General features: G+C 70.4%; 18 protein-coding genes. 3 read left to right on the top strand and 15 right to left on the bottom strand.

What is annotated here, in order from left to right; translation table 11 throughout:
• Positions 1–250 precede the first annotated feature (250 nt).
• Complete coding sequence (locus tag KHC19_RS18835) at positions 251–2,722, bottom strand: ATP-dependent helicase (protein WP_465252701.1); 2,472 nt, start codon at positions 2,720–2,722, stop codon at positions 251–253.
• Between the two features lie 201 nt (positions 2,723–2,923).
• Complete coding sequence (locus KHC19_RS18830; protein WP_213354314.1) at positions 2,924–3,718, bottom strand: ABC transporter substrate-binding protein; 795 nt, start codon at positions 3,716–3,718, stop codon at positions 2,924–2,926.
• A 98-nt stretch (positions 3,719–3,816) separates the two neighbouring features.
• On the opposite strand from KHC19_RS18830, the gene KHC19_RS18825 reads away from it, so the two are divergent.
• From KHC19_RS18825 to KHC19_RS18815, 3 genes are all read left to right on the top strand, one after another.
• Positions 3,817–4,446 (top strand): LysE family translocator, encoded by a 630-nt coding sequence (locus tag KHC19_RS18825; protein ID WP_213354313.1) that lies wholly within the window; start codon positions 3,817–3,819, stop codon positions 4,444–4,446.
• Between the two features lie 36 nt (positions 4,447–4,482).
• Complete coding sequence (locus tag KHC19_RS18820; protein ID WP_213354312.1) at positions 4,483–6,321, top strand: aminopeptidase P family protein; 1,839 nt, start codon at positions 4,483–4,485, stop codon at positions 6,319–6,321.
• Between the two features lie 211 nt (positions 6,322–6,532).
• The gene (locus KHC19_RS18815; RefSeq protein ID WP_144344112.1) at positions 6,533–6,685 is read left to right on the top strand and encodes a DUF3309 domain-containing protein; all 153 of its coding nucleotides are present in this window, start codon (positions 6,533–6,535) and stop codon (positions 6,683–6,685) included.
• Between the two features lie 337 nt (positions 6,686–7,022).
• Here KHC19_RS18815 and KHC19_RS18810 read toward each other — a convergent pair whose 3' ends face one another.
• From KHC19_RS18810 to KHC19_RS18750, 13 genes are all read right to left on the bottom strand, one after another.
• Positions 7,023–7,580, bottom strand: coding sequence for a cysteine hydrolase family protein (locus KHC19_RS18810; RefSeq protein ID WP_213354311.1), 558 nt, complete (start codon positions 7,578–7,580; stop codon positions 7,023–7,025).
• 48 nt (positions 7,581–7,628) lie between these two features.
• The gene (gene ligA, locus KHC19_RS18805; protein WP_213354310.1) at positions 7,629–10,091 is read right to left on the bottom strand and encodes an NAD-dependent DNA ligase LigA; all 2,463 of its coding nucleotides are present in this window, start codon (positions 10,089–10,091) and stop codon (positions 7,629–7,631) included.
• Between the two features lie 10 nt (positions 10,092–10,101).
• Entirely contained in the window at positions 10,102–11,790 is a 1,689-nt protein-coding gene (gene recN, locus KHC19_RS18800; protein WP_213354308.1) for a DNA repair protein RecN, read from the bottom strand.
• Positions 11,791–11,921: 131 nt separating this feature from the next.
• On the bottom strand, positions 11,922–12,770 hold the full coding sequence (locus tag KHC19_RS18795) for an outer membrane protein assembly factor BamD (protein WP_281418584.1): 849 nt from the start codon (positions 12,768–12,770) through the stop codon (positions 11,922–11,924).
• Between the two features lie 212 nt (positions 12,771–12,982).
• Positions 12,983–13,924, bottom strand: coding sequence for a UDP-3-O-acyl-N-acetylglucosamine deacetylase (gene lpxC, locus KHC19_RS18790; protein WP_213354305.1), 942 nt, complete (start codon positions 13,922–13,924; stop codon positions 12,983–12,985).
• A gap of 305 nt (positions 13,925–14,229) precedes the next feature.
• A complete protein-coding gene (gene ftsZ, locus KHC19_RS18785) occupies positions 14,230–15,981 on the bottom strand; it encodes a cell division protein FtsZ (RefSeq protein WP_213354303.1) in 1,752 nt (583 codons plus the stop codon).
• An 88-nt stretch (positions 15,982–16,069) separates the two neighbouring features.
• A complete protein-coding gene (ftsA, locus tag KHC19_RS18780) occupies positions 16,070–17,407 on the bottom strand; it encodes a cell division protein FtsA (RefSeq protein ID WP_246549164.1) in 1,338 nt (445 codons plus the stop codon).
• A complete protein-coding gene (locus tag KHC19_RS18775) occupies positions 17,404–18,303 on the bottom strand; it encodes a cell division protein FtsQ/DivIB (RefSeq protein ID WP_213354301.1) in 900 nt (299 codons plus the stop codon). The genes ftsA and KHC19_RS18775 overlap by 4 nt, the downstream gene beginning before the upstream one ends.
• 773 nt (positions 18,304–19,076) lie before the next feature.
• Entirely contained in the window at positions 19,077–20,018 is a 942-nt protein-coding gene (murB, locus tag KHC19_RS18770; RefSeq protein ID WP_213354300.1) for a UDP-N-acetylmuramate dehydrogenase, read from the bottom strand.
• Positions 20,015–21,427, bottom strand: coding sequence for a UDP-N-acetylmuramate--L-alanine ligase (murC, locus tag KHC19_RS18765; protein ID WP_213354298.1), 1,413 nt, complete (start codon positions 21,425–21,427; stop codon positions 20,015–20,017). Before murC ends, murB begins: the two co-directional genes overlap by 4 nt.
• An 89-nt stretch (positions 21,428–21,516) precedes the next feature.
• Positions 21,517–22,635, bottom strand: coding sequence for an undecaprenyldiphospho-muramoylpentapeptide beta-N-acetylglucosaminyltransferase (murG, locus tag KHC19_RS18760; RefSeq protein ID WP_213354296.1), 1,119 nt, complete (start codon positions 22,633–22,635; stop codon positions 21,517–21,519).
• Between the two features lie 10 nt (positions 22,636–22,645).
• Positions 22,646–23,827 (bottom strand): putative lipid II flippase FtsW, encoded by a 1,182-nt coding sequence (ftsW, locus tag KHC19_RS18755; RefSeq protein ID WP_213354294.1) that lies wholly within the window; start codon positions 23,825–23,827, stop codon positions 22,646–22,648.
• Between the two features lie 290 nt (positions 23,828–24,117).
• Positions 24,118–25,635 carry an amino acid permease gene (locus KHC19_RS18750; RefSeq protein WP_213354292.1) on the bottom strand — a complete coding sequence of 506 codons (1,518 nt, stop codon included), beginning with the start codon at positions 25,633–25,635 and terminating at the stop codon, positions 24,118–24,120.
• Positions 25,636–25,778 lie beyond the last annotated feature (143 nt).

Here is a 25,778-nt window from a genome sequence, read left to right as displayed (position 1 = left end):
GGCACCGCTCCGAGGCATCTCCTGCCGGATGAGAATAGCCGATCGGGAAGCAGCCTCCTGACGGCCTCGGCCGTTTCACCCCAAAGGGCGCCCCATCCTGAGATGCGAACGTCGGCGAGCCTCGAAGGATGCTCGCGAAAGCGCGCTCGAACGACCATCCTGCGAGGCCCGCCTCTCGGCGGGCACCTCAGGATGAGGCCCCCTTGAGGCGGAAGGCGAGCGGCCGCGAGCGAGCGGGAGCCCTCGCCCCTCACACCCCCTCGACATAGGTATCCAGCACCCGCTTCTCGCCGGCCTTGTCGAACTGCACGGTGAGCTTGTTGCCCTCCGCCGCCACGACCTCGCCATAGCCGAATTTCTGGTGGAACACCCGCGTGCCGATGGGAAAGCGCGACGGCCCGCCGGTCGAGCTCGCCACCAGTTGGCCCTCGATGACCCGCCCGCCGCCGGAATAGCCGCCGCGCCCGGCATTGTAGCGCGACCCGCCATCCGAGAAGCCGCCGAACTGCCCCTCGCGGCGGCTGGCCCCGCCGGCCTGCGCATGGGTCTGCGCGTGGCTTTGCGCCCGCTGCCAGCCCGGCGTCGAATAGGTGGAGCCGAAGGTCTGCGCCTCGTCGAAGCGGCTCGGGCCATAGCCGTAGCGCCCGGCGCTGGTCGCCCCGCCCCAGCCATGGCCGCCGCGCGATTCCGTCACCTCGACATGCGCTTCCGGCAATTCGTCGAGGAAGCGGCTAGGCACGCTGGATTGCCAGGAGCCATGGATGCGCCGGTTGGAGGCGAAGAACACCTTGGCGAGCCGCCGCGCGCGGGTAACGCCGACATAGGCGAGCCGCCGCTCCTCCTCCAGCCCGGCGCGGCCCTGCTCGTCGAGCGCGCGCTGGTGCGGGAACAGCCCCTCCTCCCAGCCGGGCAGGAACACCACGTCGAATTCCAGCCCCTTGGCGGAATGCAGCGTCATGATGCTCACCGCCTCGCCGGCGCCCGAGCCCTCGGTGTCCATCACCAGCGAGATATGCTCGAGGAAGCCGACGAGGTTCTCGAACGGCTCCATGGAGCGCACGAGTTCCTTGAGGTTCTCCAGCCGGCCGGCGGCGTCGGCCGAGCGGTCCTTCTGCCACATCTCGGTATAGCCGCTCTCGTCCAGCACGATCTCGGCGAGCTGGCTCTGCGGCAGATTGGGCATCTGCTCGCGCCAGCGGTCGAAGGAGGCGACGAGGTCGCGCAGCGTGAGCCGCACCTTGGGCTTCAGCTCTTCCGAGCCGACCAGCTGCCGCGCCGCCTCCACCAGCGGCACGCCCACCGCGCGGGCGTGGTCGTGGATCTGCCGCAGCGCCGCGTCGCCGAGCCCGCGCTTGGGCACGTTGACGATGCGCTCGAAGGCGAGATCGTCGGCCGGCGAGGCGATGACGCGCAGATAGGCCAGCGCGTCGCGGATTTCCGCCCGCTCATAGAAGCGCGGGCCGCCGATCACCCGGTAGTTCAGCCCCATGGTGACGAAGCGGTCTTCGAATTCGCGCATCTGGAACGAGGCGCGCACCAGGATGGCCATCTGCGCGAGCGAGTGGCCGCGATGCTGCAGCGCCTCGATCTCCTCGCCGATGGCGCGGGCCTCCTCCTGGCTGTCCCAGGCGCCGGTCACCGTCACCTTCTCGCCGCTCTCGCCCTCGGAGAACAGCGTCTTGCCGAGGCGGCCCTCGTTGTGGGCGATCAGATGAGCGGCGGCGCCGAGGATGTGGCCGGTGGAGCGGTAGTTGCGCTCCAGCCGCACCACCTTGGCGCCGGGGAAGTCCGTCTCGAAGCGCAGGATGTTGTCGACCTCGGCGCCGCGCCAGCCATAGATCGACTGGTCGTCGTCGCCGACGCAGCAGACGTTCTTCGAGCCCTGCGCCAGCAGCCGCAGCCAGAGATATTGCGCAACGTTGGTGTCTTGGTACTCGTCGACCAGGATGTAGCGGAAGCGCTTGTGATATTCCGCCAGCACGTCCGGGTTCTCGCGCAGCAACCGGATGCCTTCCAGCAGCAGGTCGCCGAAATCGACGGCGTTCAGCGCCTTCAGCCGCGCCTGGTAGTCGGCATAGAGCTTCTGCCCACGGCCATTGGCGAAGGCCGCGCCCTCGCCGGCCGACACCATGTCCGGCGTCAGGCCCCGGTTCTTCCAGCCGTCGATGGTGTTGGCCAGCAGCCGCGCCGGCCAGCGCTTCTCGTCGATCTGCTCGGCCTGCAGGAGCTGCTTGAGCAGGCGGATCTGGTCGTCGGTGTCGAGGATGGTGAAGCCGGATTTCAGCCCCACCAGCTCGGCATGCCGGCGTAGCATGCGCACGCCGATCGAGTGGAAGGTGCCGAGCCACGGCATGCCCTCCACCTGCTCGCCGACCATGGCGCCGATGCGCTCCTTCATCTCGCGCGCCGCCTTGTTGGTGAAGGTGACGGCGAGGATCTGCGAGGGCCAGGCGAGGCCGAGCGAGAGGATATGCGCGATGCGGGTGGTCAGCACGCGGGTCTTGCCGGTGCCGGCGCCGGCCAGCACCAGCACCGGGCCCTCGGTGGCCTCCACCGCCTCGCGCTGCTCGGGGTTCAGCCCGTCGAGATAGGGAGCGCCGCTGCGCGCCGGGCCCGGCACGGCGGCGGCGCGAGCACGCGCGGCGATGCCGCCGGGGCGGGGCGTGTGCGCCGGCAGGTCGAAGGGAATGTCGTCGTCGGGTCGGTTCCAGGGGTCGGCCAAGGGCCCGCTCGTTCTCGTCATCAGGGCGGTTTCCGGCCGGTCTTGTCGTCCGGCCGATCGGAAGGCGCATGCGCCTCAATAAGCTGGCGGCCGGGTCCGCGAAAGCTCTCTCTGCCTTCACCCGCCCGGCGCCAGCGATTCATTAGGAGAACAAAATGGCATCGGCATGCCCGTTTGGCGAGACCGAAGCGCGTTCCGCGGTCAATCCCGCGGCAGGATGCGGTAGATCGGCGAATCCACCGACGGGCGATTGCCGAACCATTTGCGGTGGATGGTCACCATCTGGCCGTTCGCCTTGAGCGCCGCCAGCGCGTCGTCGAGCCGCGCTTTCCAGCGCGAGCCCTTGCCGAGCATGATGGCGTAGGCCTCCTGGGTCGGCAGCCGCGCGACGACGGCGAGGTCGCGGCTGCCGAGCAGCGCATAGAGCAGCGCCGGCTCGTCGCCGAAATAGGCCGCCACCTCGCCGCCGCGCAGCAGGGCCAGCGCCTCGTCCAGCCCGTCGACATAGCGGATGGCGCGAATCGCCTGGTGCCCCTTATTGGCCTCCAGCCACCGCGCATTGGTGGAGTTCGGGGTCGTCGCCACGATCTTCCCCGACAGGCCCGCCAGGTCCTTGATGCCGGCGCTCTTCAGCACCACCACCGCCTGCGAGGTGCGGTAATAGGGCTGGGTGAAGTCGAAGCGCAGCCTCCGTTCCGGGGTGGCGGTGATGCTGGAGGCCACCGCGTCGAGCCGGCCGGCCTCCAGCTCCTCGAAGAGCTGGCCGAAGCCCAGCGGCCGCAGTTCCACCGCCACGCCCAGCCTTTCGCCGAGCGCCTCCATCATGTCGATGTCGAAGCCGACGAAGTTGCCCGAAGCGTCCCGGAATTCCCACGGCCGGTTGTCATGGTGCACGCCGACCGTCAGCTGCGCGGCCGCCGGCGCCGGCGCCGAGAAAAGCGCGGCGACAAGGCCGAGTGCGGCGAGCGCCAGCCGGCGCGAAGCCGTCCGGGTCATGTGGCGAGGCTCCATTGCCGGGCGGTCAGATTGACGTACCAAGGGATCGGGCCGATGCTGGCGCAAAGCTCTCTCCTCGTCCAGCCGGTTTCCCGAACATGTCCTACGGACTTTTTACGATGACGGCGCTCGCCGGCGCGCTCTACGTGCTGATGCCGGGTCCCGCCTTCCTGGCGCTGTTCTCGCTCTCCGCCGCGCAGGGCCGCGCCGCCGGGGTGCGCTTCGTCAGCGGGCACCTGGTGGGCGACCTGTTCTGGGGTACGCTGGCCTTCGCCGCCATCATCGGGGTCAACCAGCTCGGGCCGACTTTGTTCGATCTGCTCGGCATCGCCTGCGGCCTTTACCTGTGCTGGCTCGGCATCAGGGCGCTCACCTCGAAGGGCGGCGGCGGCGCGCCCATCGGGGCGGGCCGGCCGCTCGTCACCGGCATCCTGTTCGGCCTCACCAACCCCAAGGCCTATCCGGTGTCGGTGGCCATGTACACGGCGCTGACCGCCAGCTACGCCACCTCGCTCGCCTGGAGCGACGCGCCGGTGCTGATGGCCGCCGCCTTCCTCGGCTTCATCGCCGCCGACATCATCCTGGTCTGGGCGGCCGGGCTCGCGCCGGTGCGGCGGGTCTTCATGCGCCACGGCACCTTCATCACCCGGCTGGTCGGGTTGATGTTCATCGCCTTCGGCGCCAAATCGCTGTGGGACGCCGGCCGCGCCATGCAAAGCCGCGCCTGACGGCCGTTGCGCCCCTTTTTCCCGAAGAGTGCAGTCATGTTCGAATCCCGGTTCCAGTCCTTCGCCGATTCCGCCGCGCCCGAGCTTGGCGCCGCCCATCTCGCGCTGTTGCGCGCCGAACTCGGCCGGCGCGGGCTGGACGGCTTCGTGGTGCCGCGCTCCGACGCCCACCAGAACGAATATGTGCCGCCCTGCGACGAGCGGCTCGCCTGGCTCACCGGCTTCACCGGCTCGGCCGGCATCGCCCTGGTGCTGCGCGACGAGGCCGCCCTGGTGGTGGACGGGCGCTACACCATCCAGGCCGCCGCCCAGACCGATCCCTCCGCCTATACGGTAGTGCCGCTGGCGCAGCAGACCCCGGAGGCCTGGCTCGCCGCGCATCTGCCGGCCGGCGCCCGGCTGGGCTATGACCCGTGGCTGGTCACGTCCGAGACGCTGGAGCGGCTGCGCAAGGCGGCGGCCGGCGCGGAGGCCGCGCTGGTGGCGGTGGACGGCAACCCGATCGATGCGGTGTGGGCGGATCGCCCCGCCGCCCCGACGGCCCCGGTCACGCTGCGCGACCCCGCCCTTGCCGGCGAGACCACCGCGTCGAAGCTCGCCCGCATCCGCGAGAAGCTCGCGGCGGAGAAGCTCGACGCCGTCGTGCTGTCGGATCCGCACGGCGTCGCCTGGACCTTCAACATCCGCGGCGGCGACGTGTCGTTCACCCCGCTGCCGCTTTCCTGGGCCATCGTGCCGCAGGAGGGCCGCCCGACGCTGTTCGTCGACGCCCGCAAGCTCTCCAACGCGGTGCGCGACGCGCTGGCCGCCCATGCCGAGATTGCCGAGCCGGTGATGCTGGAACGCGCGCTCGATCTGGCGGCGGCCGGCGGCGCCACCATCCGTCTCGACCAGGCCACCGCCCCGGCGCAGCTCGCCAGCCGCATCGAGGCGGCGGGCGGCAAGATCTCGCGCGGGGCGAGCCCGGTCGCGCTGATGCAGGCGGCGAAGAACGAGGCGGAGCTCGCCGGCATGCGGGCCGCGCATCTGCGCGACGGCGCCGCGCTGGTGCGCTTCCTCGCCTGGTTCGACCGCGAGGCACCGGGCGGCGCGCTCACCGAGATCGGCTGCGTCGCCGCGCTGGAAACCTTCCGGCGCGACACCGGCCTGTTGAAGGACCTGTCCTTCCCCTCCATCGCCGGCGCCGGGCCGAACGGCGCGCTGCCGCACTACCGGGTCAGCGAGGCGAGCAACCGCCGGCTCAACCCCGGCGAGCTGTTCGTCATCGATTCCGGCGCGCAATATGAGGACGGCACCACCGACGTCACCCGCACCCTACCGGTGGGCGCGCCCAGCGACGAGATGCGCGACCGCTACACCCGCGTGCTCAAGGGCCATATCGCGGTGGCCCGCGCCGTGTTCCCCAAGGGCACGTCGGGCGCCCAGCTCGATCCCTTCGCCCGCCAGTTCCTGTGGGCGGCCGGGCTGGATTTCGATCACGGCACCGGCCACGGCGTCGGCGCCTATCTCTCGGTGCATGAGGGGCCGGCGCGCATTTCCAAGCTCGGCACCGTGCCGCTGGAGGCCGGCATGGTGCTGTCCGACGAGCCCGGCTTCTACAAGGAGGGCGCCTTCGGCATCCGGCTGGAGAACCTCGTCGTGGTGCGCCCCGAGCCGACCCCGCCGGGCGGCGAGCGCGAGCTCCTCGGCTTCGAGACCATCACCTTCGCCCCGTTCGACCGGCGGGTGATCGACCCGGTGCTGCTCACCGACGAGGAGATCGCCTGGCTCGACGACTACCATGCCCGGGTGCGCGAACTGATCGGGCCGCTGGTCGAGGGCGAGGCCGAGGTCGCCGGCTGGCTCATCGAGGCCACCGCGCCGCTGCAGGGCTGAGCGGCCCCCGGGCGCGCCGGGCCGGAACGGGTCCGGGCCTCACGGAATGCGTTACGGCCGCCTCGCGCGCGCGGCCGCCATGCGCCCGCAATCGCGGCGGGCCGGCTGATAGTGTCCATGACGGTTCAATGGAACCATCGTGAAGGAGTGGCGTTCTTCCCGCAACCCGACCGAACGGCTCAAGTCTACGGGACGCGATGGAGACGCCACCATGACCACTATTCTTCTGATCATCCTGATCCTCATCCTGGTCGGCGCACTGCCCAGCTGGGGATACAGCCGCAGCTGGGGCTACGGCCCGAGCGGACTTGTCACGATTCTTCTGGTTATTCTCATCGTGATGATGCTCACCGGTCGCGTGTGACGCACCGGCCGTCCGAAGGAGATGCCGCGTAGCTGGAGCGCTCCGCCCCTGCCGGGCCGCCGCTCCAAAAGAGAAGGGCCGCCGCGCTTCCCCCGCGCCGCGGCCCTTCTTTTGGTTGTGGAGCCTTCGCCGGGCCGGCGCGACAACGCCGCGCATTGCCGAAGCCCCCTCATCCTGAGGTGCGAGCGCAGCGAGCCTCGAAGGATGCTCGGCGAAGCGCACCCCATACCCGGGCGATCATCCTTCGAGGCCCGGCCCGTGGCCGGGCACCTCCGGATGAGGTTGATCAGGGGGCGGAGCGGAAAACCGGGGCCGGCATAGCCCGACCGAAGCTTCCTCAGGCGCCCCAGTCCTGTGCCACGTCGGCGCCGCGCTTCAGCCGGGCCCCGGCGAATTCCAGCGCCGCCATCAGGGCCGCTTGCACGCTCGCCGCCGGCACCTCGGTGCCGCCGAAATCGAGGTCGCGCGTCGCCGTGGCATCATGCGCCACCGTGACCTCGTAGCCGAGATCGAGCGCCGCCCGCGTCGCCGCATCCACGCACATATGGCTCATCGCCCCGACGATGACGAGCCGGGAGGTTCCCTGCGCCTTCAGGGTGGCGTCGAGGCCGGTGTCGAGGAAGGCGTTGACGTTCCGCTTGACCACCACCGGCTCGCCTTCTCGCGGGCTGACGGCGGGATTGATCTGCGCGCCGGTGGTGCCATAGCCGAAGAAGCCGGCATCCGGCGAAGGGTCCTCGTGCCGCACATGCACCACGCCGTGTCCCTGGCGACGCGCCGCCTCCAGCAGGCGGGCGGCTTCGGTCGCCGCCTCCTCGATGCCCGCCAGCGGATATTTGCCGCCGGGGAAATAGTCGTTCTGGATGTCGATCAGCAGCAGCGCGGTATCGGCCATGGCAAGTTCCTCGGTGTGATGAATCCCGGCGGCGGACGGACCGGCGGCTCAGCCGCCGGCCAGGGCCAGCCATTCGTCCTCGGTGAGCACGGCGACGCCGAGCTCGCGCGCCTTGGCGAGCTTGGAGCCGGCATCGGCGCCGGCGATCACATAATCGGTCTTCCTGGATACCGAGCCGGCGACCTTGGCGCCCAGGCGCTCGGCCATCGCCTTGGCCCCGTCGCGGGTCATCTTCTCCAAGGCGCCGGTGAACACCACCGTCTTGCCGGCCACCGCGCCGGAAGCCGCCGGCGGCGCCTCGGCGGGGATCACCCGGATCTCGGCCAGCAATTCGTCGAGCAGGCCGCGATTATGCGCTTCCGCATGGAATTCGCACAGCGAGGTCGCCGCCACCTCGCCGACATCCGGCACGGCGGCGAGCTTGAGGAAGTCCGGGCCCGGCATCTGCCGGCGGGCGTCGTCGAGCGCGGCGAGAATTTCGGCATCGGTGCCATAGGCGGCACGCACCGCCACGCGCTGCGGCGCGTTCAGCCGCGCGCGGGCGATCACATCGCGCAGGACCGCCTCGGCGGCGTCCGTCCCCGGATCGACCCCGGCCATCGCCTCGACCAGCGCCTCCGCCTTGGTTTTGCCGACCGAGTGCAGGCCGAGCAGCCGGAACCACGCCTCGCCGGGAACCGACGGTATGGCGGCTTCCAGCGCGGCGCGCAGCGCCTCGATGCTGCGATAGGTTCGCGCCAGCGCCTTCGCCGTCACCTCGCCGACATGGCGGATGCCGAGCGCATAGACGAAGCGGGCCAGCGGCACCTCCCGGCGCTCGTCGATGGAGGCGAACAGCTTGTCGACGCCGAGGAACTGCCGCTCCTCCTCGCTGAGCACCTTTTTGCGCGCCTGCCCGGTCTCGATCTCGCGCTGGCGGGCACGCTCCTCGCGCTGGGCATAGAAGGCCGCCCGCACCTCCTCCGCCCGCGCGTGCAGCCGGAAGATGTCGGCCGGCGTGCGCAGCAGCCCGGCCTCGAACAGCGTCTGCACGTTCTCGTCGCCGAGCCCCTCGATATCGAGGGCGTCGCGGGCGACGAAATGGCGGATGCGCTCCACCGCCTGCGCCGGGCAGATCAGCCCGCCGGTGCAGCGACGCACCGATTCGCCCTCCTCCCGCACCGCATGCGAGTTGCAGGCCGGGCAGAGATGGGGGAAGGCGTAGGGCGTCGCCCCCGCCGGCCGCCGGTCCAGCACCACGTCCACCACCTGCGGGATGACGTCGCCGGCCCGCTGGATGGTGACGAAATCGCCGATGCGGATGTCGATCGGCCGACCGTCGGCGATGCCGCGGATCGGCTCGCCGTCGCCGCCTATGCCGGCGATGTAGTCCTCATTGTGCAGCGAGGCGTTCGAGACCACCACGCCGCCCACCGTGATCGGCGCCAGCTTGGCGACCGGGGTCAGCGCGCCGGTGCGCCCGACCTGGATATCGATGCCGAGAAGCTGCGTCACCGCCCGCTCGGCCGGGAATTTGTGCGCGATGGCCCAGCGCGGCGAGCGCGAGATGAAGCCGAGCTCGCTCTGGTAATCGAGCCGGTCCACCTTGTAGACGACGCCGTCAATGTCGTAGCCGAGCTCGGCCCGCCGTTCGCCGATCAGGCGGTAATGCGCGAGCAGCTCGGCAGCCGAACGGCAGCGCACGGTCAGCTTGTTGGTCGGCAGCCCCCAGCGCGCGAACGCCGCGATGACGCCGGATTGGGTATCCGCCGGCAGCCCGCCCGCCGTCACCTCGCCCCAGGCATAGGCGAAGAAGCGCAGCGGCCGCGCGGCGGTGATCTTCGGGTCGAGCTGGCGCAGGCTGCCGGCGGCGGCGTTGCGCGGATTGGCGAAGAGCGGTTTGCCCGCTTCCTGCTGGCGCAGGTTCAGCGCCGCGAACTCGGCATGGCCCATATAGACCTCGCCGCGCACCTCGAACACGTCGGGGATCTCGAACATGTCGCGGCCGGCAAGCCGCTCGGGGATCTCGGCGATCGTCCGCACATTATTGGTGACGTCCTCGCCCTCGAAGCCGTCGCCGCGCGTGGCGGCGGAGACGAGCGTGCCCTTCTCGTAGCGCAGCGAGCAGCTCAGCCCGTCGATCTTCGGCTCGGCGGTGAAGACGAGGTCGGCATCGGCCGCCAGGCCGAGGAAGCGGCGGATGCGCGCCACGAACTCCTCCACCTCCTCGTCGGCGAAGGCGTTGCCGAGCGACAGCATCGGCACCGCATGGCGGATCTTGGCGAATTTCGCCGACGGCGCCGCCCCCACCTTCTCCGACAGGCTGTCCATGCCGCGCAATTCGGGAAAGGCCGCCTCGATCGCCTCGTAGCGGCGGCGCAGCGCGTCATATTCCGCGTCGGAGACGGTCGGCGCGTCGTCCTGGTAGTAGCGCCGGTCGTGGCCGGCGATCTCCTCGCCGAGCCGGGCATGTTCCTTGGCCGCCTCGTCGGCGGTCAGCTTCTCGACATCGGTACCGGCAAGCGTGCTCATGCGGGGGACTTCATGCGGGCGATTTGGCGGTGCCGGCGCCCTTCAGCAGCCGCTCGGCGGCGGCACGGGCCTCGGCGGTGATCTCGGCGCCCGACAGCATGCGGGCGATCTCCTCGCGGCGGCGGTCGGGCGCCAGCGGGGCGACATGAGTGGCGACGCGGTCGCGCTCGGCGGTCATCTCCTTGGCGATGCGATAGTGATGGCCCGCCCGCGCCGCCACCTGCGGCGCATGGGTGACGGCGATCACCTGCGCCCGCGCGCCCAGCCGGGCCAGCCGGGCGCCGATGGCATCCGCCACCGCGCCGCCGACCCCGGTGTCGATCTCGTCGAACACCAGCGTCGGCGCCGAGCCCTTGTCGGCCAGCACCACCTTCAGCGCCAGCAGGAAGCGGGCGAGCTCGCCGCCGGACGCCACCTTCATCATCGGCCCGGGGCGGGTGCCGGGATTGGTGCGAACCCAGAATTCGATGCGGTCATAGCCGTCGGCCTGGCCATGCCCCTCATCGGTCTGGATGTCGGTGGAGAACTGCGCCCGCTCCAGCTTCAGCGGCGGCAGCTCGGCATTCACCGCCGCGTCGAGCTCGGCGCCGGCACGGCGGCGGCGCTCGGAAAGGTCGCGGGCGGCGGCGCGATAGGCGCCCTCCGCCTCGGCGGCGCGGCGCTGCAGCTCCGCCAGCACCTGCGCGCCATGGTCGAGCGCGTCGAGCGTGTCGGCATAGCGGGCGGCCACCAGCGGCAGGTCGTCGACCGTGCAGTGATATTTGCGGGCGGCGGCGCGCAGGGTGAACAGCCGCTCCTCGATGCGCTCCAGCTCGCGCGGGTCGAAATCCGCCGCGCGCAGCGCCTCGTCCAGCAGCGTCCCGGCGAGGTCCAGCGCCGCCAGGGCCTGGTCGATCGCCTCGACCGCCGGGCGCACCAGCGCCTCCGCTTCGCCGGCGCGGCGTTCCAGCCGGCGCACCGCGCTCGCCAGCGCCGGCACCGGCGAGCCCGCGCCGCCCACCGCCTCCTGCGCCTCGGAAAGGTCGGAGGCGATCTTCTCGTAGCGCATCATCTCGGTGCGGCGGGTGGCGAGGCGCTCCTCCTCGCTGGGCTCGGCGGCGAGCGCCTGCAGTTCCTCGACGGCGTGGCGGATGAAATCGGCCTCGCGCGCCGCCTCGTCGAGCCGCGCCTGCTCGGCCTTCGCCTCCTCGACGAGCCCGCGCCAGCGCCGCCAGAGCACGCCGACCTCCGCCGCCGCGCCGGCGAGCCCGCCGAAGGCGTCGAGCAGCACCCGGTGCGAAGAGGGATCGACCAGCGCCCGGTCGGCGTGCTGGCCGTGGATCTCCACCAGCGCCGCCCCGAGCGCCCGCAGCATCTGCGCGCTCACCGACTGGTCGTTGACGAAGGCGCGGGTGCGCCCGTCGGCATATTGGATGCGGCGCAGCACCAGCGCGCCGTCGTCGGCGATGCCGGCCTCGGCCAGCAGCGCCCGCACGGGATGGTCGAGGGCGAGGTCGAACTCCGCCGTCACCTGGCCCTGGCCGGTGCCGTGGCGCACCAGCGAGCCGTCGCCGCGCCCGCCCAGCGCCAGCGTGAAGGCGTCGAGCAGGATCGACTTGCCGGCGCCGGTCTCGCCGGTCAGCACGGTGAGGCCGGGCTCGAAGGCGAGGTCGAGCCGTTCGATGAGGACGATGTCCCTGATCGCCAGGGCAGCGAGCATGCGTCAGCTCCGAAGCGAATCCCGCCGGCGAAGCGGGCCGCCGGCGCAAGGCAGGTTCTAGAGCATTTTCGCGTTGTGTTCACGCCGTCCGGCGAGAAATCGCCGGGGGAAACCGCAAGCCGGGCGGGGCGTCAGGAGCCCAGCTTGAAGCCCTGGAAGGCCTTGGCGATCCAGGACTGCTGGTTCATCTGCGGGTTGACGCCACGCGATTCGACCAGCTTGTAGGCGTCCTTGTACCAGCTGCTTTCCGGGAAGTTGTAGCCGAGAACCGCCGCCGAGGTCTGCGCCTCGTTGACGACGCCGAGCGCCATATAGGCCTCGGTCAGGCGGTAGAGCGCCTCCTCGGCGTGGCGGGTGGTCTGGTAGCGCGTGACCACCACCTTGAAGCGGTTGATCGCGCCGGCATAGTTGCGCTGCTCGAGATAGTAGCGCCCGATCATCATCTCCTTGCCGGCGAGCTGGTCGCGGGCGACCTCCAGCTTCTTCTTGGCGCTGACCGCATATTCCGTATCGGGATATTTGCGCACCACCTCGTCGAGCGCGTCCATCGCCCGCTGGGTGCGGGTCTGGTCGCGGGAGATGTCGGGGATGAGGTCGAAATTCGAGGCCGCCACCAGATAGGAGGCGTAGGCGGCGTCGGGCGAGCCGGGATGCAAAGCGAGGTAGCGCTTGGCGGCGCCGATGCACTCGTCATACTTGCCCTGGGAATAATTGATGTAGGCGATCATCAGCATCGACTTGCGCGCCCACTCCGAATAGGGGTGCTGGCGGTCGACGTCCTCGAAGCGCGTCAGCGCCCCGGCGTAATCTTCCTTCTGCATGAGGGTGAGCCCCTCATTGTAGCGCTGCTCGGCCGGCACGTCGGGCACGACCAGCTCTTCTTCCTTGGTATCGAAGAGATTGGCGCAGCCGGCCATCGGGAGGGCGGCGAAGGCCAGCGCGAACAGGCGGGCGACACGAACGGTTCGCGGCGCCGGCATGTTGCGGCCGGCGAGATGGAGAAGACGCATCAGCTTTCGATCCCGATCCGGGAGCCATCGCCCCCTGCCGCGGCCCCTGCCCGGCACACAAGTCCCTGTCTAGCCGCTAGCGCCGCTTTCCGTCGGGATTATGGCGGCTGGGATGCCAAGGGCAAGCTGTCCGCAGCGAATCCCGCGGCGCCGGCGGCGGCCGGCGTCCGGTCCGAGCCGTTTCAGAGCTCCGGCGCGTGGGCCGGCATCGCCACCGCGACGCCGAGGCCGGCGGTGCCGCGCAGGGCACGGCGGCTGGGCAGCCGGGCCTCGACGATCTCATAGGCCGAGCGGTCGGCGAGCAGCGCGTCCACCACGGCGAAGTTGAGCTTGTGGCCGCCGCGATAGGAGCGGTAGCGCGCCAGCATCGGCAGGCCGCCGAGCGAGAGGTCGCCCACGGCGTCGAGCGCCTTGTGGCGGACGAACTCGTCGGACCAGCGCAGCCCGCCCTCGTTCACCACGCCGTCCTCGCTGATGCAGATGGTGTTCTCCAGCGAGGCGCCGAGCGCATAGCCGGCTTCCCAGAGGCGGTTCACGTCGCTGAGGAAGCCGAAGGTGCGGGCGGGAGCCAGGTCGCGGCGGAACACGTCCGGCGACAGGGTGGCGGCATAGCGCTGGCGGCCGATGGCCGCGTGGGCGAAGTCGATCTCGACCTCGAGCCGGAAGCCCATGTCATAGGGCGAGAGCTCGCCGAAACCGCTCTCGGTCTCGACGCGGACGGTCTTCAGCACCTTGAGATAGCGGCGGGCATGGGCGGTCTCGACGATGCCGGCCTCATCGATGGCGGCGACGAACTCGTCGGCGCTGCCGTCGAGGATCGGCACTTCCGGCCCGTCGATCTCGACGCGGGCATTGTCGATGCCGAGGCCGGCGAAGCAGGCGAGAAGATGCTCGACCGTGGAGACGGCCGGGCCGTCGGCGTCGCGCAGCACGGTGGCGAGGTCGCTGCCGCGCACCGCGTCGCGGGAGACGCGCACCGAGCGGGCGGCGTCGGCACGGTGGAAGACGATGCCGGCATCGGCGGGGGCGGGAGCAACGGTCATGCGCGCCGCCTTGCCGGAATGAACGCCAACGCCGCTGAAGGCGACGCTGTCGGCAAGAGTGGTCTGGCTTACTGCGTTCATTCCGTCATCCCAGAAGCACGCCGGGGCGGCCCGCTTCTCCTCAAGACCCTGAGACTGTCACAATCGGCCGCCAGATTTCCGTGCAGGCACGAATCCACGGACGACGCTTGTTGACTGCAACATAGTCAGCGGTCCCTGGCATGCCAAATCACGCTTGCTTACCGTCTGTTACCGTTCTGCAATAGGACGGCCATGGGAAATAAACCCTTAAAATCAAATGCAAACGCCCGGACCGCGAGGTCCGGGCGCTGCATTGCGTCACGGTATGGGTAACAGATCGTTACCGTGATCCCGTTACCGCCTCCTCAGCCCTGCCGACGCAGGAAGGCGGGGATGTCGAGATGGTCGTCCTCGGCCGGGCGAGCGGCCTGCTGCGGACGGCCATGCTGGTCCATCGGGCGCTGCGGCGCCGGGCGCTTGGCGAACTCCGACGCCTCGGGGCGGCGCTCGGCGAGCGGGCGCTCCTCGGCATAGCCCTGCTGCGGCGCGCGGCGCACCACCGGACGCATCTCCGCCGGCGGATCGACCTCTTCCTCCTCGTCGCGGCGGCCGAGGCCGACATGAGCGAGGCGCTGCAGCAGCGTCATGCGCTTCTTCTCGGCATATTGCTGCTCGGTCGGCTCGCCGCGGGCGGCGCGGATCTGGTTCTGCGCCGGCATCGGCAGTTCCTCGACCCGCGGCATGCGGGGCGCGCGCTGCTCGGGACGCTCGGCCTGCGGCGGGATGAAGGGCTCGTGCGTCTCGTCCTCATAGTCGTACGAGCCGGCCTGCGGCTGCTCCGGCTCGACATAGAGCTGCGGCTTGGGCGGCAGCTGGCGGATGGTGACGTCGTCGATGGCGGCGGCCGGCATCGGCGCCTGCGGCGCATAGCCGGTCTCGGCGGCATAGACGTGCTCGCCGGCGCTCGGCGCGGCGAAGGTCGGCTCATAGGCCTGCTGGTGCGTGCTGGGCTCCTCGCTCAGCGCCGAGGCGACCGAGCGCAGGGCGGCGTCGCGGCGGGCCTCGACGGCGGCGCGGCCGGCATTGGACATGCGGCGCCCGCCGATGTCGGCGAGGTTGGACAGGCTGTGCGGGATCTGCTCGGGGATCACCGCCGGGTCGATGCCGGTGGCGACCACCGACACGCGGATGATGCCTTCCAGCGTCTCGTCGAAGGTGGCGCCGAGGATGATGTTGGCGTCCGGGTCGACTTCCTCGCGGATGCGGGTCGCCGCCTCGTCCACCTCGAACAGGGTGAGGTCACGGCCGCCGGTGATCGAGATCAGGAGGCCGCGGGCGCCGCGCATCGACACCTCGTCGAGCAGCGGGTTGGCGATGGCGGCTTCGGCGGCGTGCAGCGCGCGCTTCTCGCCGGAGGCCTCGCCGGTACCCATCATCGCCTTGCCCATCTCGCGCATCACGGCGCGGACGTCGGCGAAGTCGAGGTTGATCAGGCCTTCCTTCACCATCAGGTCGGTGATGCAGGCGACGCCGGAATACAGCACCTGGTCGGCCATCGCGAAGGCGTCGGCGAAGGTGGTCTTCTCGTTGGCCACCCGGAACAGGTTCTGGTTCGGGATGATGATGAGGGTGTCGACGCTCTTCTGCAGCTCGGCGATGCCCATCTCGCCGATGCGCATGCGGCGCTGGCCCTCGAAATGGAAGGGCTTGGTCACCACGCCGACGGTGAGGATGCCGAGCTCGCGGGCCGCGCGGGCGATGACGGGAGCCGCGCCGGTGCCGGTGCCGCCGCCCATGCCGGCGGTGATGAACGCCATGTGCGCGCCGGCGAGGTGGTCGCGGATCTCGTCCAGCGCCTCTTCCGCCGCCGCGCGGCCGACTTCCGGCTGCGAGCCGGCGCCGAGGCCCTCGGTGACGGCGACGCCCATCTGCACGATGCGCTCGGCCTTGGAGAGCGCCAGCGCCTGCGCGTCGGTGTTGGCCACCACGAAGTCCACGCCCGACAGGCCGGCGGTGATCATGTTGTTGACGGCATTGCCGCCGGCGCCGCCGACGCCGAACACGGTGATCCGGGGGCGCAGCTCGCGGATATCAGGCACCTGGAGGTTGATGGTCATTGAATCTGTCCCCTAACGCCGGCGGGCACGCGTCCCGACTCGATTTCTGTGGTGCCGGTTCCGCCGGCGCGGATTGAATGGATCATGGTCAGAACGCCTCCCTCAGCCAGTGGCCGACGCGGGAGAAATACCCGTCGGAACCGGCATGGGAGACGCGGCGGCGCCGCGCCTCGAAATGCTCGAGGCCGGCCACCTGCGGATAGACGAGCAGCCCGGCGGCCACCGCGAAGGAGGCGCCGCGCACCGCCTCCGGCAGCCGCGAGATGCCGAGCGGACGGCCGACCCGCACCAGCGAGCCGATCTGCGGCCCGAGGATCTGGCCGACCAGCTCGGCATGGCCGGTGAGCTGGCTGGCGCCGCCGGTGAGGACGATGCGCCGGCCCGCATCGGCGGCGTGGCCGGAGGCCACCAGCCGGTCGCGGATCAGTTCGACGATCTCCTCCACCCGCGGGCGGATGATCTGCAGAAGCCGCGACTTCGGCACCGCGCGCGGCAGGTCGCGCTGGTCCTCGGAGATCGCCGGCACGGTGAGCATCTCGCGCTCGTCGGCGCTCACCGCGATCACGCCGCCATGCAGGCTCTTCAGCCGCTCGGCATCGGCGAGGCGGGTCGAGAGGCCGCGCGCGACGTCGTTGGTGATGTGCTGGCCGCCCACCGCAATGCCGTCGACATGCACGCAATGGCCGTTGACCACCACCGCGACGGTGGTGGTGCCGGCGCCGAAGTCGATCAGCACCGTGCCGAGCTCGGATTCGTCGTCGGCCAGCGCCGAAAGCGCCGCCGCATAGGGGGCCGCCACCATCGCCTCGACGCCGAGATGGCAGCGCTCGACGCAGAGCAGCAGGTTGCGCACCGCCGAGGCGTCGGCGGATATGACGTGCAGGTCGACGCCGAGGCGGCGCCCCAGCATGCCGCGCGGCTCGGCGATGCCGGTCACGCCGTCGATGGTGTAGCTCACCGGCAGCGCGTGCAGCACGGCGCGGCCGTCGCCCACCGCGAAGGTCGAGGCGGCGTCGAGCACGCGGCGGATGTCGCCTTCGGCGACCGCCGGCTCCGGCAGCTCGATCTCGGCATTGAAATGCTCGGAGCCCAGCCGGCCGCCGGCCATCGAGACGATGACCGAGGCGATCTGCGCGCCGGCCATGCGCTCGGCGGCGTCCACCGCGCGGCGGATGGCGTGCTCGGCGCGCTCCATGTCGGCGACGGTGCCGCCCTTGATGCCGTGGGCGCTGGTATGGCCGACGCCGAGCACCTCGATGGCGTGGCTGCGGCGGCGCAGCGTCATCGAGGAATCGCGCGGCTTCAGGCGGGCGATCAGGCAGACGATCTTGGAGGTGCCGATCTCCAGCACGCCGACCACGCCGGAACGGCGCGGCGACAGCGGGCGCATCTTGGGAACGATGTCGTAGGGCGCGCGCACGCTCATGTGTTGGGCGCCTTCTTCTTGGCCTTGGGGTCGGGCTGGCGCGCCTCGTAGGCGGCGTCGGACAGGCGCACCGACACGCGGTCGGCGAGGCGCAGGTCGATGATGGTCACGTCGCGGGTGAGCAGCTGCTTGTCGCGGTCGAGCACCGCCAGCTCCTGCAGCGCCTCGGCCATGCCGGTCTCGGGCAGGCGCACGTCGATGCCGTTGCGCATCTTCAGCGTCCAGCGCCGGTCGGCGACGCGGATGGCGGCGCGCACCTTGTCGCGCACGCCCGGCACCAGGCCGAGCGCCTCGACGATCTCGGTGACATGGTTCTGCGCCCCGTCGCCCACCACGATCGGCAGTCGGATGTAGCGCGCATCGTCGGAATAGGGGGCGATCACCGTGCCGTCGCGGGCGATGACGTTGATCTTGCCGTCCTTCTGCCACAGCGCGAAGCCCTCGCGCTCGACCACCTGGATGTCGAGGCGGTCGGGATAGAGCTTCTGCACCGTGGCGCGCTTGATCCAGGCCAGCTGTTCCAGCCGCATCCGCGCCTCTTCGGCGTCGAGCGTCAGCAGCGAGGAGGTCGGCTTCACGCCGGCGGTGGCGAGGATGTCGCCGGGGCTGACGTGGTTCTGGCCGGAAAGGTTCACGGTCTTGATCTTGAAGCCGGCGATGTTGGCGACGCTGTCGGCCATGTCGCGCACGGTCTCGGCGGCCTGCGGCATGTGCCCGCCGACCTGCAGCCCGTAGGCGCCGGTCGCGGCGAACAGCGCCGCCACCAGCCAGGTGCCGGCGCCGCAGCTCGCCGCCCGCGAGGCGGCGAAGCCGACCAGCAGGCGCTTGCCGCCGATGATCGCCCGATTCGCGAATCGCGTGCGCCCGCCGCCCGCCGGGCCGGCAGCGGTCGCCATGCGAGTCGGCGCCGCGCGATTCGCCGTGCCGCCGCGTTCCTGATCCGCCCTGGCCGCGCTCGTGCCGTATCCGGGCTTTCGACCCGGATTCAGCGATCGAGCAACGCGTCCTCCACCATCCATCTCACAAGCTCGCCGAACGAATGACCCGCATGGGCTGCCAGTCCGGGCACCGACGTCTCCCGGCTTTCCGGGGCGGCGTGCCGACTTCCGCTAGATCCGGCCGGATCGGTTTCCGGTCCGGTGATCATGCGGGAGGTCCGACGTGCTGATGCCCCGACAGCCGAGCGCGCGATGCGCCGTGGGGGATAGCATCCGTACCTTTTGGTAAATATTCGGTAAAATTCTGGCCGCCTGGACGGCACCCCGATGGCGCGCGGCCGGTTTTGCACCGCAATCGCAGAACCTTAGGCAAATGAGAATTTCTGTAGCAGGCAGAGGCGCTTCGTCCACCGCCGCGCCGGCGGATCCCGGCCGTTAAGGTTGCGTTAAGCCCGCCGCGCCCTGGCGGGGCCGCCCTTCGAAGGCGTTAACTTTTGAAGCCGATGCGTTAACTTTCAACGCGCCGGCGCCGGCATCGGGCGCCGGCGAAGCCCGGCGGGCACCCGGCCCCCTCGCCTCCGGCCCCCGCGACCCCCGCCATGCCGGTTTCGCGCCGCGCCGGCACGGTGCGCCGGTGCGATTCGCAGTGCCGGCCCGCGCACCGGCGCAGCGCCGCGCATGACCGTCCTCGGGATGCGGCCATCCCGCGCGCCGCGGCCTCCGCGGGCGCCCTAGCCGGTCGGAGCGGCGGCCGGGGCGGCCATGCCGATCCGCTTGATCTCCCAGTCGAGCTCGACCCCCGAGCTCTCCTTCACCCGCCGGCGCACCTCCTCGCCCAGTCCCTCGATCTCGGCGGCGGTGGCGCCGCCGGTGTTGATGAGGAAGTTGCAGTGCATCTGCGACACCTGCGCCCCGCCGCGGGTGAGCCCGCGGCAGCCGGCGGCGTCGACGAGCTGCCAGGCCTTGTGGCCCGGCGGGTTCTTGAAGGTCGAGCCGCCGGTCTTCTCGCGAATGGGCTGGGACGCCTCACGCGCCTGGGTGATGCGGTCCATCTCGGCGAGGATCTCCGCCGGCTCGCCCGGCTCGCCCTGGAACAGGGCGCTGGTGAAGATGAAGTCCGCCGGCGCGCCGGAATGGCGATAGGAGAAGCCGAAATCGGCATTGGAGAGCACATGCGCCCGTCCCTGCCGGTCGACCGCCCGCGCCTCGACCAGCCGGTCCCGGGTCTCGCCGTGATGGGCGCCGGCATTCATGCGCAGCGCGCCGCCCATGCCGCCGGGAATGCCGCGATAGAAGGCGAGCCCGGCAATGCCGGCATCCGCCGCCGCGCGGGCCAGCTTCACGTCCGGCACGGCGGCCCCGACGCGCAGCCGGTGCCCTTCCTCCACGACGATGTCGGAGAAGCCGCGGGCGAGCCGGATGACCACGCCCTCCACCCCGCCGTCGCGCACGATGAGGTTGGAGCCGAGCCCGATCACCGTCACCGGCACCTCCGCCGGCAGGCGGGCGAGGAAATAGGCGAGATCCTCTTGATCCGCCGGCGTGAACAGCAGCTGTGCCGGCCCGCCGACGCGGAACCAGGTGAGCGGCGCCAGCATCTGGTTGGGCAGCAGCCGGCCACGCAGCTCCGGCATCCGGGCGGCGAGGTCGGCGGTCAGGTCGGGAAAGCTCACGCGTCGATGTCCTTCGCCTCGAGCTGGCCCGGCAGCGCATAGGCCCATTGGGTGATGTTGCCGGCGCCGAGGCAGACCACATAGTCGCCCGGCCGCGCCAGCGCCTTCACCATGTCCGCCAGCGCCTCCGGCCCCGGCAGCGGCTGCACCGAGCGGTGGCCGCGCGCCCGCAGCGCCTCGACGAGATGGTCGCGGTCCACCCCGGCGATCGGCGCCTCGCCGGCGGCATAGACATCGGCGACGATGACATGGTCGGCGTCGTTGAAGCAGGTGGCGAACTGGTCGAACAGGGAGTGGAGCCGGGTATAGCGGTGCGGCTGCACCACCGCGATCACCTGCCCCTCGGTCGACGCGCGGGCGGCGCGGAGCACCGCAGTGATCTCCACCGGGTGGTGGCCGTAATCGTCGAAAATGGTCACACCGTTCACCTCACCGGTCTTGGTGAAGCGGCGTTTCACCCCGCCGAAACCGGCCAGCGCCGCGCGGATCTGCTCGTCGCTCGCCGCGAGCTCCCGCGCCACCGCGATGGCGGCGGTGGCGTTCAGCGCGTTGTGCCGACCCGGCATCGGCAGCACGAGGTCGCGCAGCTCGTGCACCGCCGTGCCCTCGCGGTCGCGGAACTGCACGGTGAAGCGCGAGCGGCCACCCTTCAGGTCGATTTCCACAATCCGAACATCGGCTTGCGGGTTTTCGCCATAGGTGATGACGCGCCGGTCCTCGACCCGCCCGACCATCGCCTGCACCACCGGATGGTCGATGCACATCACCGCGAAGCCGTAGAACGGCACGTTCTCGACGAAGCTGCGGAACGCCTGCTGCACCGCCTCGAAGGTGCCGAAATGGTCGAGATGCTCGGGATCGATATTGGTGACAACAGCCACCTCGGCCGGCAGCTTCAGGAAGGTGCCGTCGCTCTCATCGGCCTCCACCACCATCCACTCGCCGTCCCCCAGCCGCGCATTGGTGCCGTAAGCATTTATGATTCCACCATTAATCACGGTGGGGTCGAGGTTCGCGGCATCGAGAAGGGTGGCGACCAGCGAGGTCGTCGTCGTCTTGCCATGGGTGCCGGCGATGGCGACGCAGCTCTTCAGCCGCATCAGCTCGGCCAGCATCTCCGCCCGGCGCACCACCGGCAACCGCTTGGCACGGGCGGCGACCAGCTCGGGATTGTCGCGCCGGATGGCGGAGGAGACCACCAGCACCTCGGCGCCGTCGAGATTCTCCGCGGCATGGCCGACATGAACCTTGATGCCCTTCTCGGTCAGGCGCTTCACATTGGCGCTCTCGGCGACGTCGGAGCCCTGCACCGTATAGCCGAGATTGTGCAGCACCTCGGCGATGCCGCTCATGCCGATGCCGCCGATGCCGACGAAATGGATGGGACCGAGGGAGAGCGGAAGCTTCATGCGGCTATGTCCTTTTCAGCCGGACGGCGATCGGCCGTCCGGCGGCGGGCAGGATTAGACGAGGCGCGGCGCGCCGTCATCCCCGGCCCCTAAACATCGATCTTGGCGATTCGCAGGACGAGGTCGGCGAGGCGCTGGTCGGCATCCGCGCGGCCGGTGGCGTGGGCGGCCTGCGCCATCGCCGTCAGCCCGGCGGGATCGCCCATCAGCCGGGCGAGCTCGGCGGCGAAGCGCTCCGGCGTGAACTCGGCCTGCGGCATCAGCGCGGCCCCGCCGGCGCGCGCGAGCGCGGTGGCGTTCACGAGCTGGTCCTGGTCGAGCGCGCCGGGCAGCGGCACCAGCACCGAGGGGCGGCCGATCACGCTCAGTTCGGCCACCGTCGAGGCGCCGGAACGGGCGACGACCAGATGCGCCAGCGCCATGCGCGCCGGCAGGTCGTCGAAGAACGGCGCCAGCTCCGCAGCGACGCCGAGCCGGTCATAGACGACGCGGGTGGCCTCGATGTCCTCCGGCCGGCATTGCTGGGTGAGGTGCAGCCGGGCGAGCAACTCCGGCGCCAGCTTCTCCACCGCCGGCGGCACGATCTCGCTCATGATGCGCGCGCCCTGGCTGCCGCCGAACACCAGCAGCCGGAACGCGCCATCCGTCGCCGGCGGCTCGAAGGGCACGCGGGCGGCGGCCTGCACGGCCGGGCGCACCGGGTTGCCGGTGTGGTGGGCCTTGGCGGCCAGCGCGGCATTGCCGGCGACCGCATCGGGATAGCCGAGCGCGATGGCGGTCACGCGCGGCGCCAGCAGCCGGTTCGCCCGCCCCATCACGCCATTCGCCTCGTGGATCAGTGTCGGCCGGCCGGCAAAGGCACCGGCGAGCAGCGGCGGCACGGTGGGATAGCCGCCGAAGCCGACGATCGCCGCCGGCTTCAGCCGCCGCACCAGCGCGAGCCCCTTCACCAGCCCGGTGCCGAGCGCCAGCGCGGTCTTCGCCAGCGCCACCGGCGAGCGGCCGCGCATGGTGTCGGCGGGCAGCACATGCAGTTGCCGGGCGGGGAAATGCCCGGCATAGCGCGCCGCCCGCTCGTCGGTGGCGAGATCGACGACGATGCCGCGCCGGCTCAGCGCGTTCGCCAGCGCCTCGGCGGGAAACAGATGGCCGCCGGTGCCCCCGGCGGCAAGAAGAACGAGGGGCGCATCGCCCGATCCGCCGGCCATCGTCGCGGCCTCACGCGGAAGCCGGGGCCGGCGAGGCCGGCGATCCCAGGCGCGTGCCGAACCGCTCCAGCTCGGCCAGCGTGGCGCTGCGCGGGCGGCGGCGGGTCAGCGCCAGCAGCATGCCCATGCCGAAGGCCAGCGAGATCAGCGAGGAGCCGCCATAGGAGACGAAGGGCAGCGTCATGCCCTTGGCCGGCATCATGTGCAGGTTGACCATCATGTTGATGCAGGACTGCAGGCCGAACAGCATGGCGAGCCCGGCTACCGCGAAGCGGACGAACGGGTCCTCGTCATGCATCGCCCGGGTCAGCGCCCGCAGCACGATGAAGGCGAACAGGGCGGCGATCATCAGGCACAGCACCGCGCCGAACTCTTCCGCCGCCACCGAGAAGATGAAGTCGGTATGCCCGTCCGGCAGCATCTTCTTGAAGGTGCCCTCGCCCGGCCCCTGGCCGAACCAGCCGCCATTGAGGAAGGAATCGGTGGCGAGGTCGATCTGGTAGGTGTCGCCGGATTCCGGGTCGAGGAAGCGGTCGATGCGCTTCGTCACATGCGGCACCAGCTGATAGGCGAGGAACAGCCCGGTGGCGCCGACGCCGCCGAGGCCGAACACCCAGATCATCCTGAGGCCGGCGAGGAAGAACAGCCCGCCCCACACCAGCGAGATCAGCATGGTCTGGCCGAAGTCCGGCTGCAGCACCAGGGGCGTGATGACGCTGCCCAGCAGCGCCACCGCCATGATCTGGCCGGGCATTTCCGGGCGCCGCACGCTTTCGGAGAACAGCCAGGCGGCGATGATGACGAAGCTCGGCTTGATGAATTCCGACGGCTGGAGGGCGACCGGGCCGATATTGAGCCAGCGGCGCGCGCCCTTCACTTCCGGCCCGAACACGAGCGTCGCGAAGATGAGGCCGAGAAACACCACGAACAGCACCAGCGAGACGCGGCGGATGTGCTTCGGCGACAGGAAGGAGGTGCCGATCAGCACGATCAGCGCCGGCAGCAGGAACATCACCTGCCGGTTCACGAAATGGAACGGGTCGGCGATGCCGAGCCGGGCGGCGACCGGCGGACTCGCCGCCAGCGCCAGCACGATGCCGATGATCATCAGCGCCGCCAGCGCCCCGAGAAGCAGACGGTCCACCGTCCACCACCATTCGCCGACCACGGTCCTCTCGGCACGCGAAATCATCAACGCCACTCCGCAAACGCGCTAGTGGCCAGTATCGGACAGTTAAGGTTGACGCCGGCTTAATGCGGCAGCGCGTCGGTGCCGGCAAAAGGCCCGGCCGGAGCATCCGGCCGGGCCTCGGGTGACAATACCCTGGCAACCGGGATCGACCTCATCCCGAGGTAGCCGGCCGCAGGCCGGGCCTCGAAGGATCCGCATCCGGGTGCATGTCACCGAGCCTCCTTCGAAGCTCGCTGACGCTCGCACCTCAGGATGAGGGTGCTCTGCAAGACCAGGCTGAAGCGGCGACGTCAGTGGGTCTTGTATTCAGACTGCCCCTTGGAGAGCGCGAACTCCTCCTCCGGCGACAGCACCAGCTTGTGGCGGCCGGCGAGCGCGAAATAGACGATGCCGAGCGCGAACCAGATGACGACGCCGATCACCCCGGCGCGGTAGACCGGATCCGACAGCTGGAAGAACAGCGTCACCAGCGCGATGAGGATGGTGAGCCCCGCGCCGACGATGCCGAACGGGCTCCTGTAGGGCCGCTCGATCTGCGGCGCGTTCTTGCGCAACAGGATGTAGGACAATGCCTGCATCACATAGGACAGCATGGCGCCGAACACCGCCATGTTGAGCAGCGTGCCGCCGATCACCGAGGCGCCCTGCTCGGCGCCGACGCTGAACCAGATCACCAGCATCAGCAGCAGCGCCACCACCGCGCCGACCAGCATGGCCAGATGCGGGGTCTTGCGGGTGCCGTGGGTGATCGACATCCAGCGCGGAAAGTAGCCGGCGCGCGACAGCGAATAGATCTGCCGGCTCTGCGCGTAGATGATGGTGTGGAACGAGGCGATCAGCCCGATCACCGCGATCAGCGCCAGCACCTTGGCGGCGCCGTCGCCATAGATGGCGCGGAAGCCGTCGAGCAGCGGCTCGCCGGACTTGCCGAGCGCGAAGGTGCCGTTGGCCACCGAGGCGTTCAGCCACAGGATCATGAAGGCCGAGACGATCAGCGTGGAGATGCCGAGGATGATGCCGCGCGGCAGGTCGCGCTTCGGGTCGATGGACTCCTCCGCCGCCAGCGGCAATTGCTCGATGGCGAGGAACAGCCACACCGCGAAAGGCAGCGAGGCGAGGATGCCGTAGAAGCCGAAGGGCAGGAACGGCCCGCCGCCATCGGGCAGCTCGGTGCCGTCGGCGGCGACGTTCAGCGCCCAGCGCGAGAAATCGACATTCGGCAGCGCGCTCACCCAGAAGGCGACGAGGCAGGCGAGCGCCGCCAGCGTCACGATCAGCGTGACCTTGAAGGACAGTTCGACGCCGACGACGTTCAGCCCGACGAAGACGATGTAGCCGAACACCCAGTAGACCGGCTGGAACTCCGGCGGCGTGCCAAAGATCGAGCCGAGATAGGAGCCGATGAAGAACACCACCACCGCCGGGGTGACGACATATTCCACGTTCTCGCACAGGCCGGTGATGAAGCCGCCCCACGGCCCCATGGCGGTGCGGGCGAAGGAATAGGCCGCCCCGGTATGCGGCAGCGCCGCCGACATCTCGGCGATGGAGAGGGTGAGGCCGAGATACATGATGGCGATGATGATGGCGGCAATGAACATGCCGCCCCAGCCGCCGGTGGCGAGGCCGAGATTCCAGCCCGAGAAATGGCCGGAGATCACCGCGCCGACGCCGAGCGCCCATAGCGAGGCCACCCCGGCATAGCGCTTCAGCCCACGCGCCTCGAAATAGGCGGTGTCGACCGTCGTATAGGTGACGCCGGCCGCCGCATTGGCGGAGGACGCACTTCCCGTGCTTTCCATGGTCATGACGCTGCAGTTCCCCTTCTGGGAGCCGTCGCGTCGGCTGACCGCCGCTGCGCGAGCGCCCCGCTTACCCCTTCGGGCCCAGGGCGGCGCGAATTGCCGCCCGTATAGGCATGCATAGTTTGAATGCAGCCATCGGCCGGTCA

The sequence above is a fragment of the Ancylobacter oerskovii genome, from assembly GCF_018390555.1.
In the GTDB taxonomy this organism is placed as follows: Bacteria; Pseudomonadota; Alphaproteobacteria; order Rhizobiales; family Xanthobacteraceae; genus Ancylobacter; species Ancylobacter oerskovii.
The sequence above is the reverse complement of the archived record's forward strand: the minus strand, read 5'-3'. Positions and strand labels throughout refer to the sequence as shown.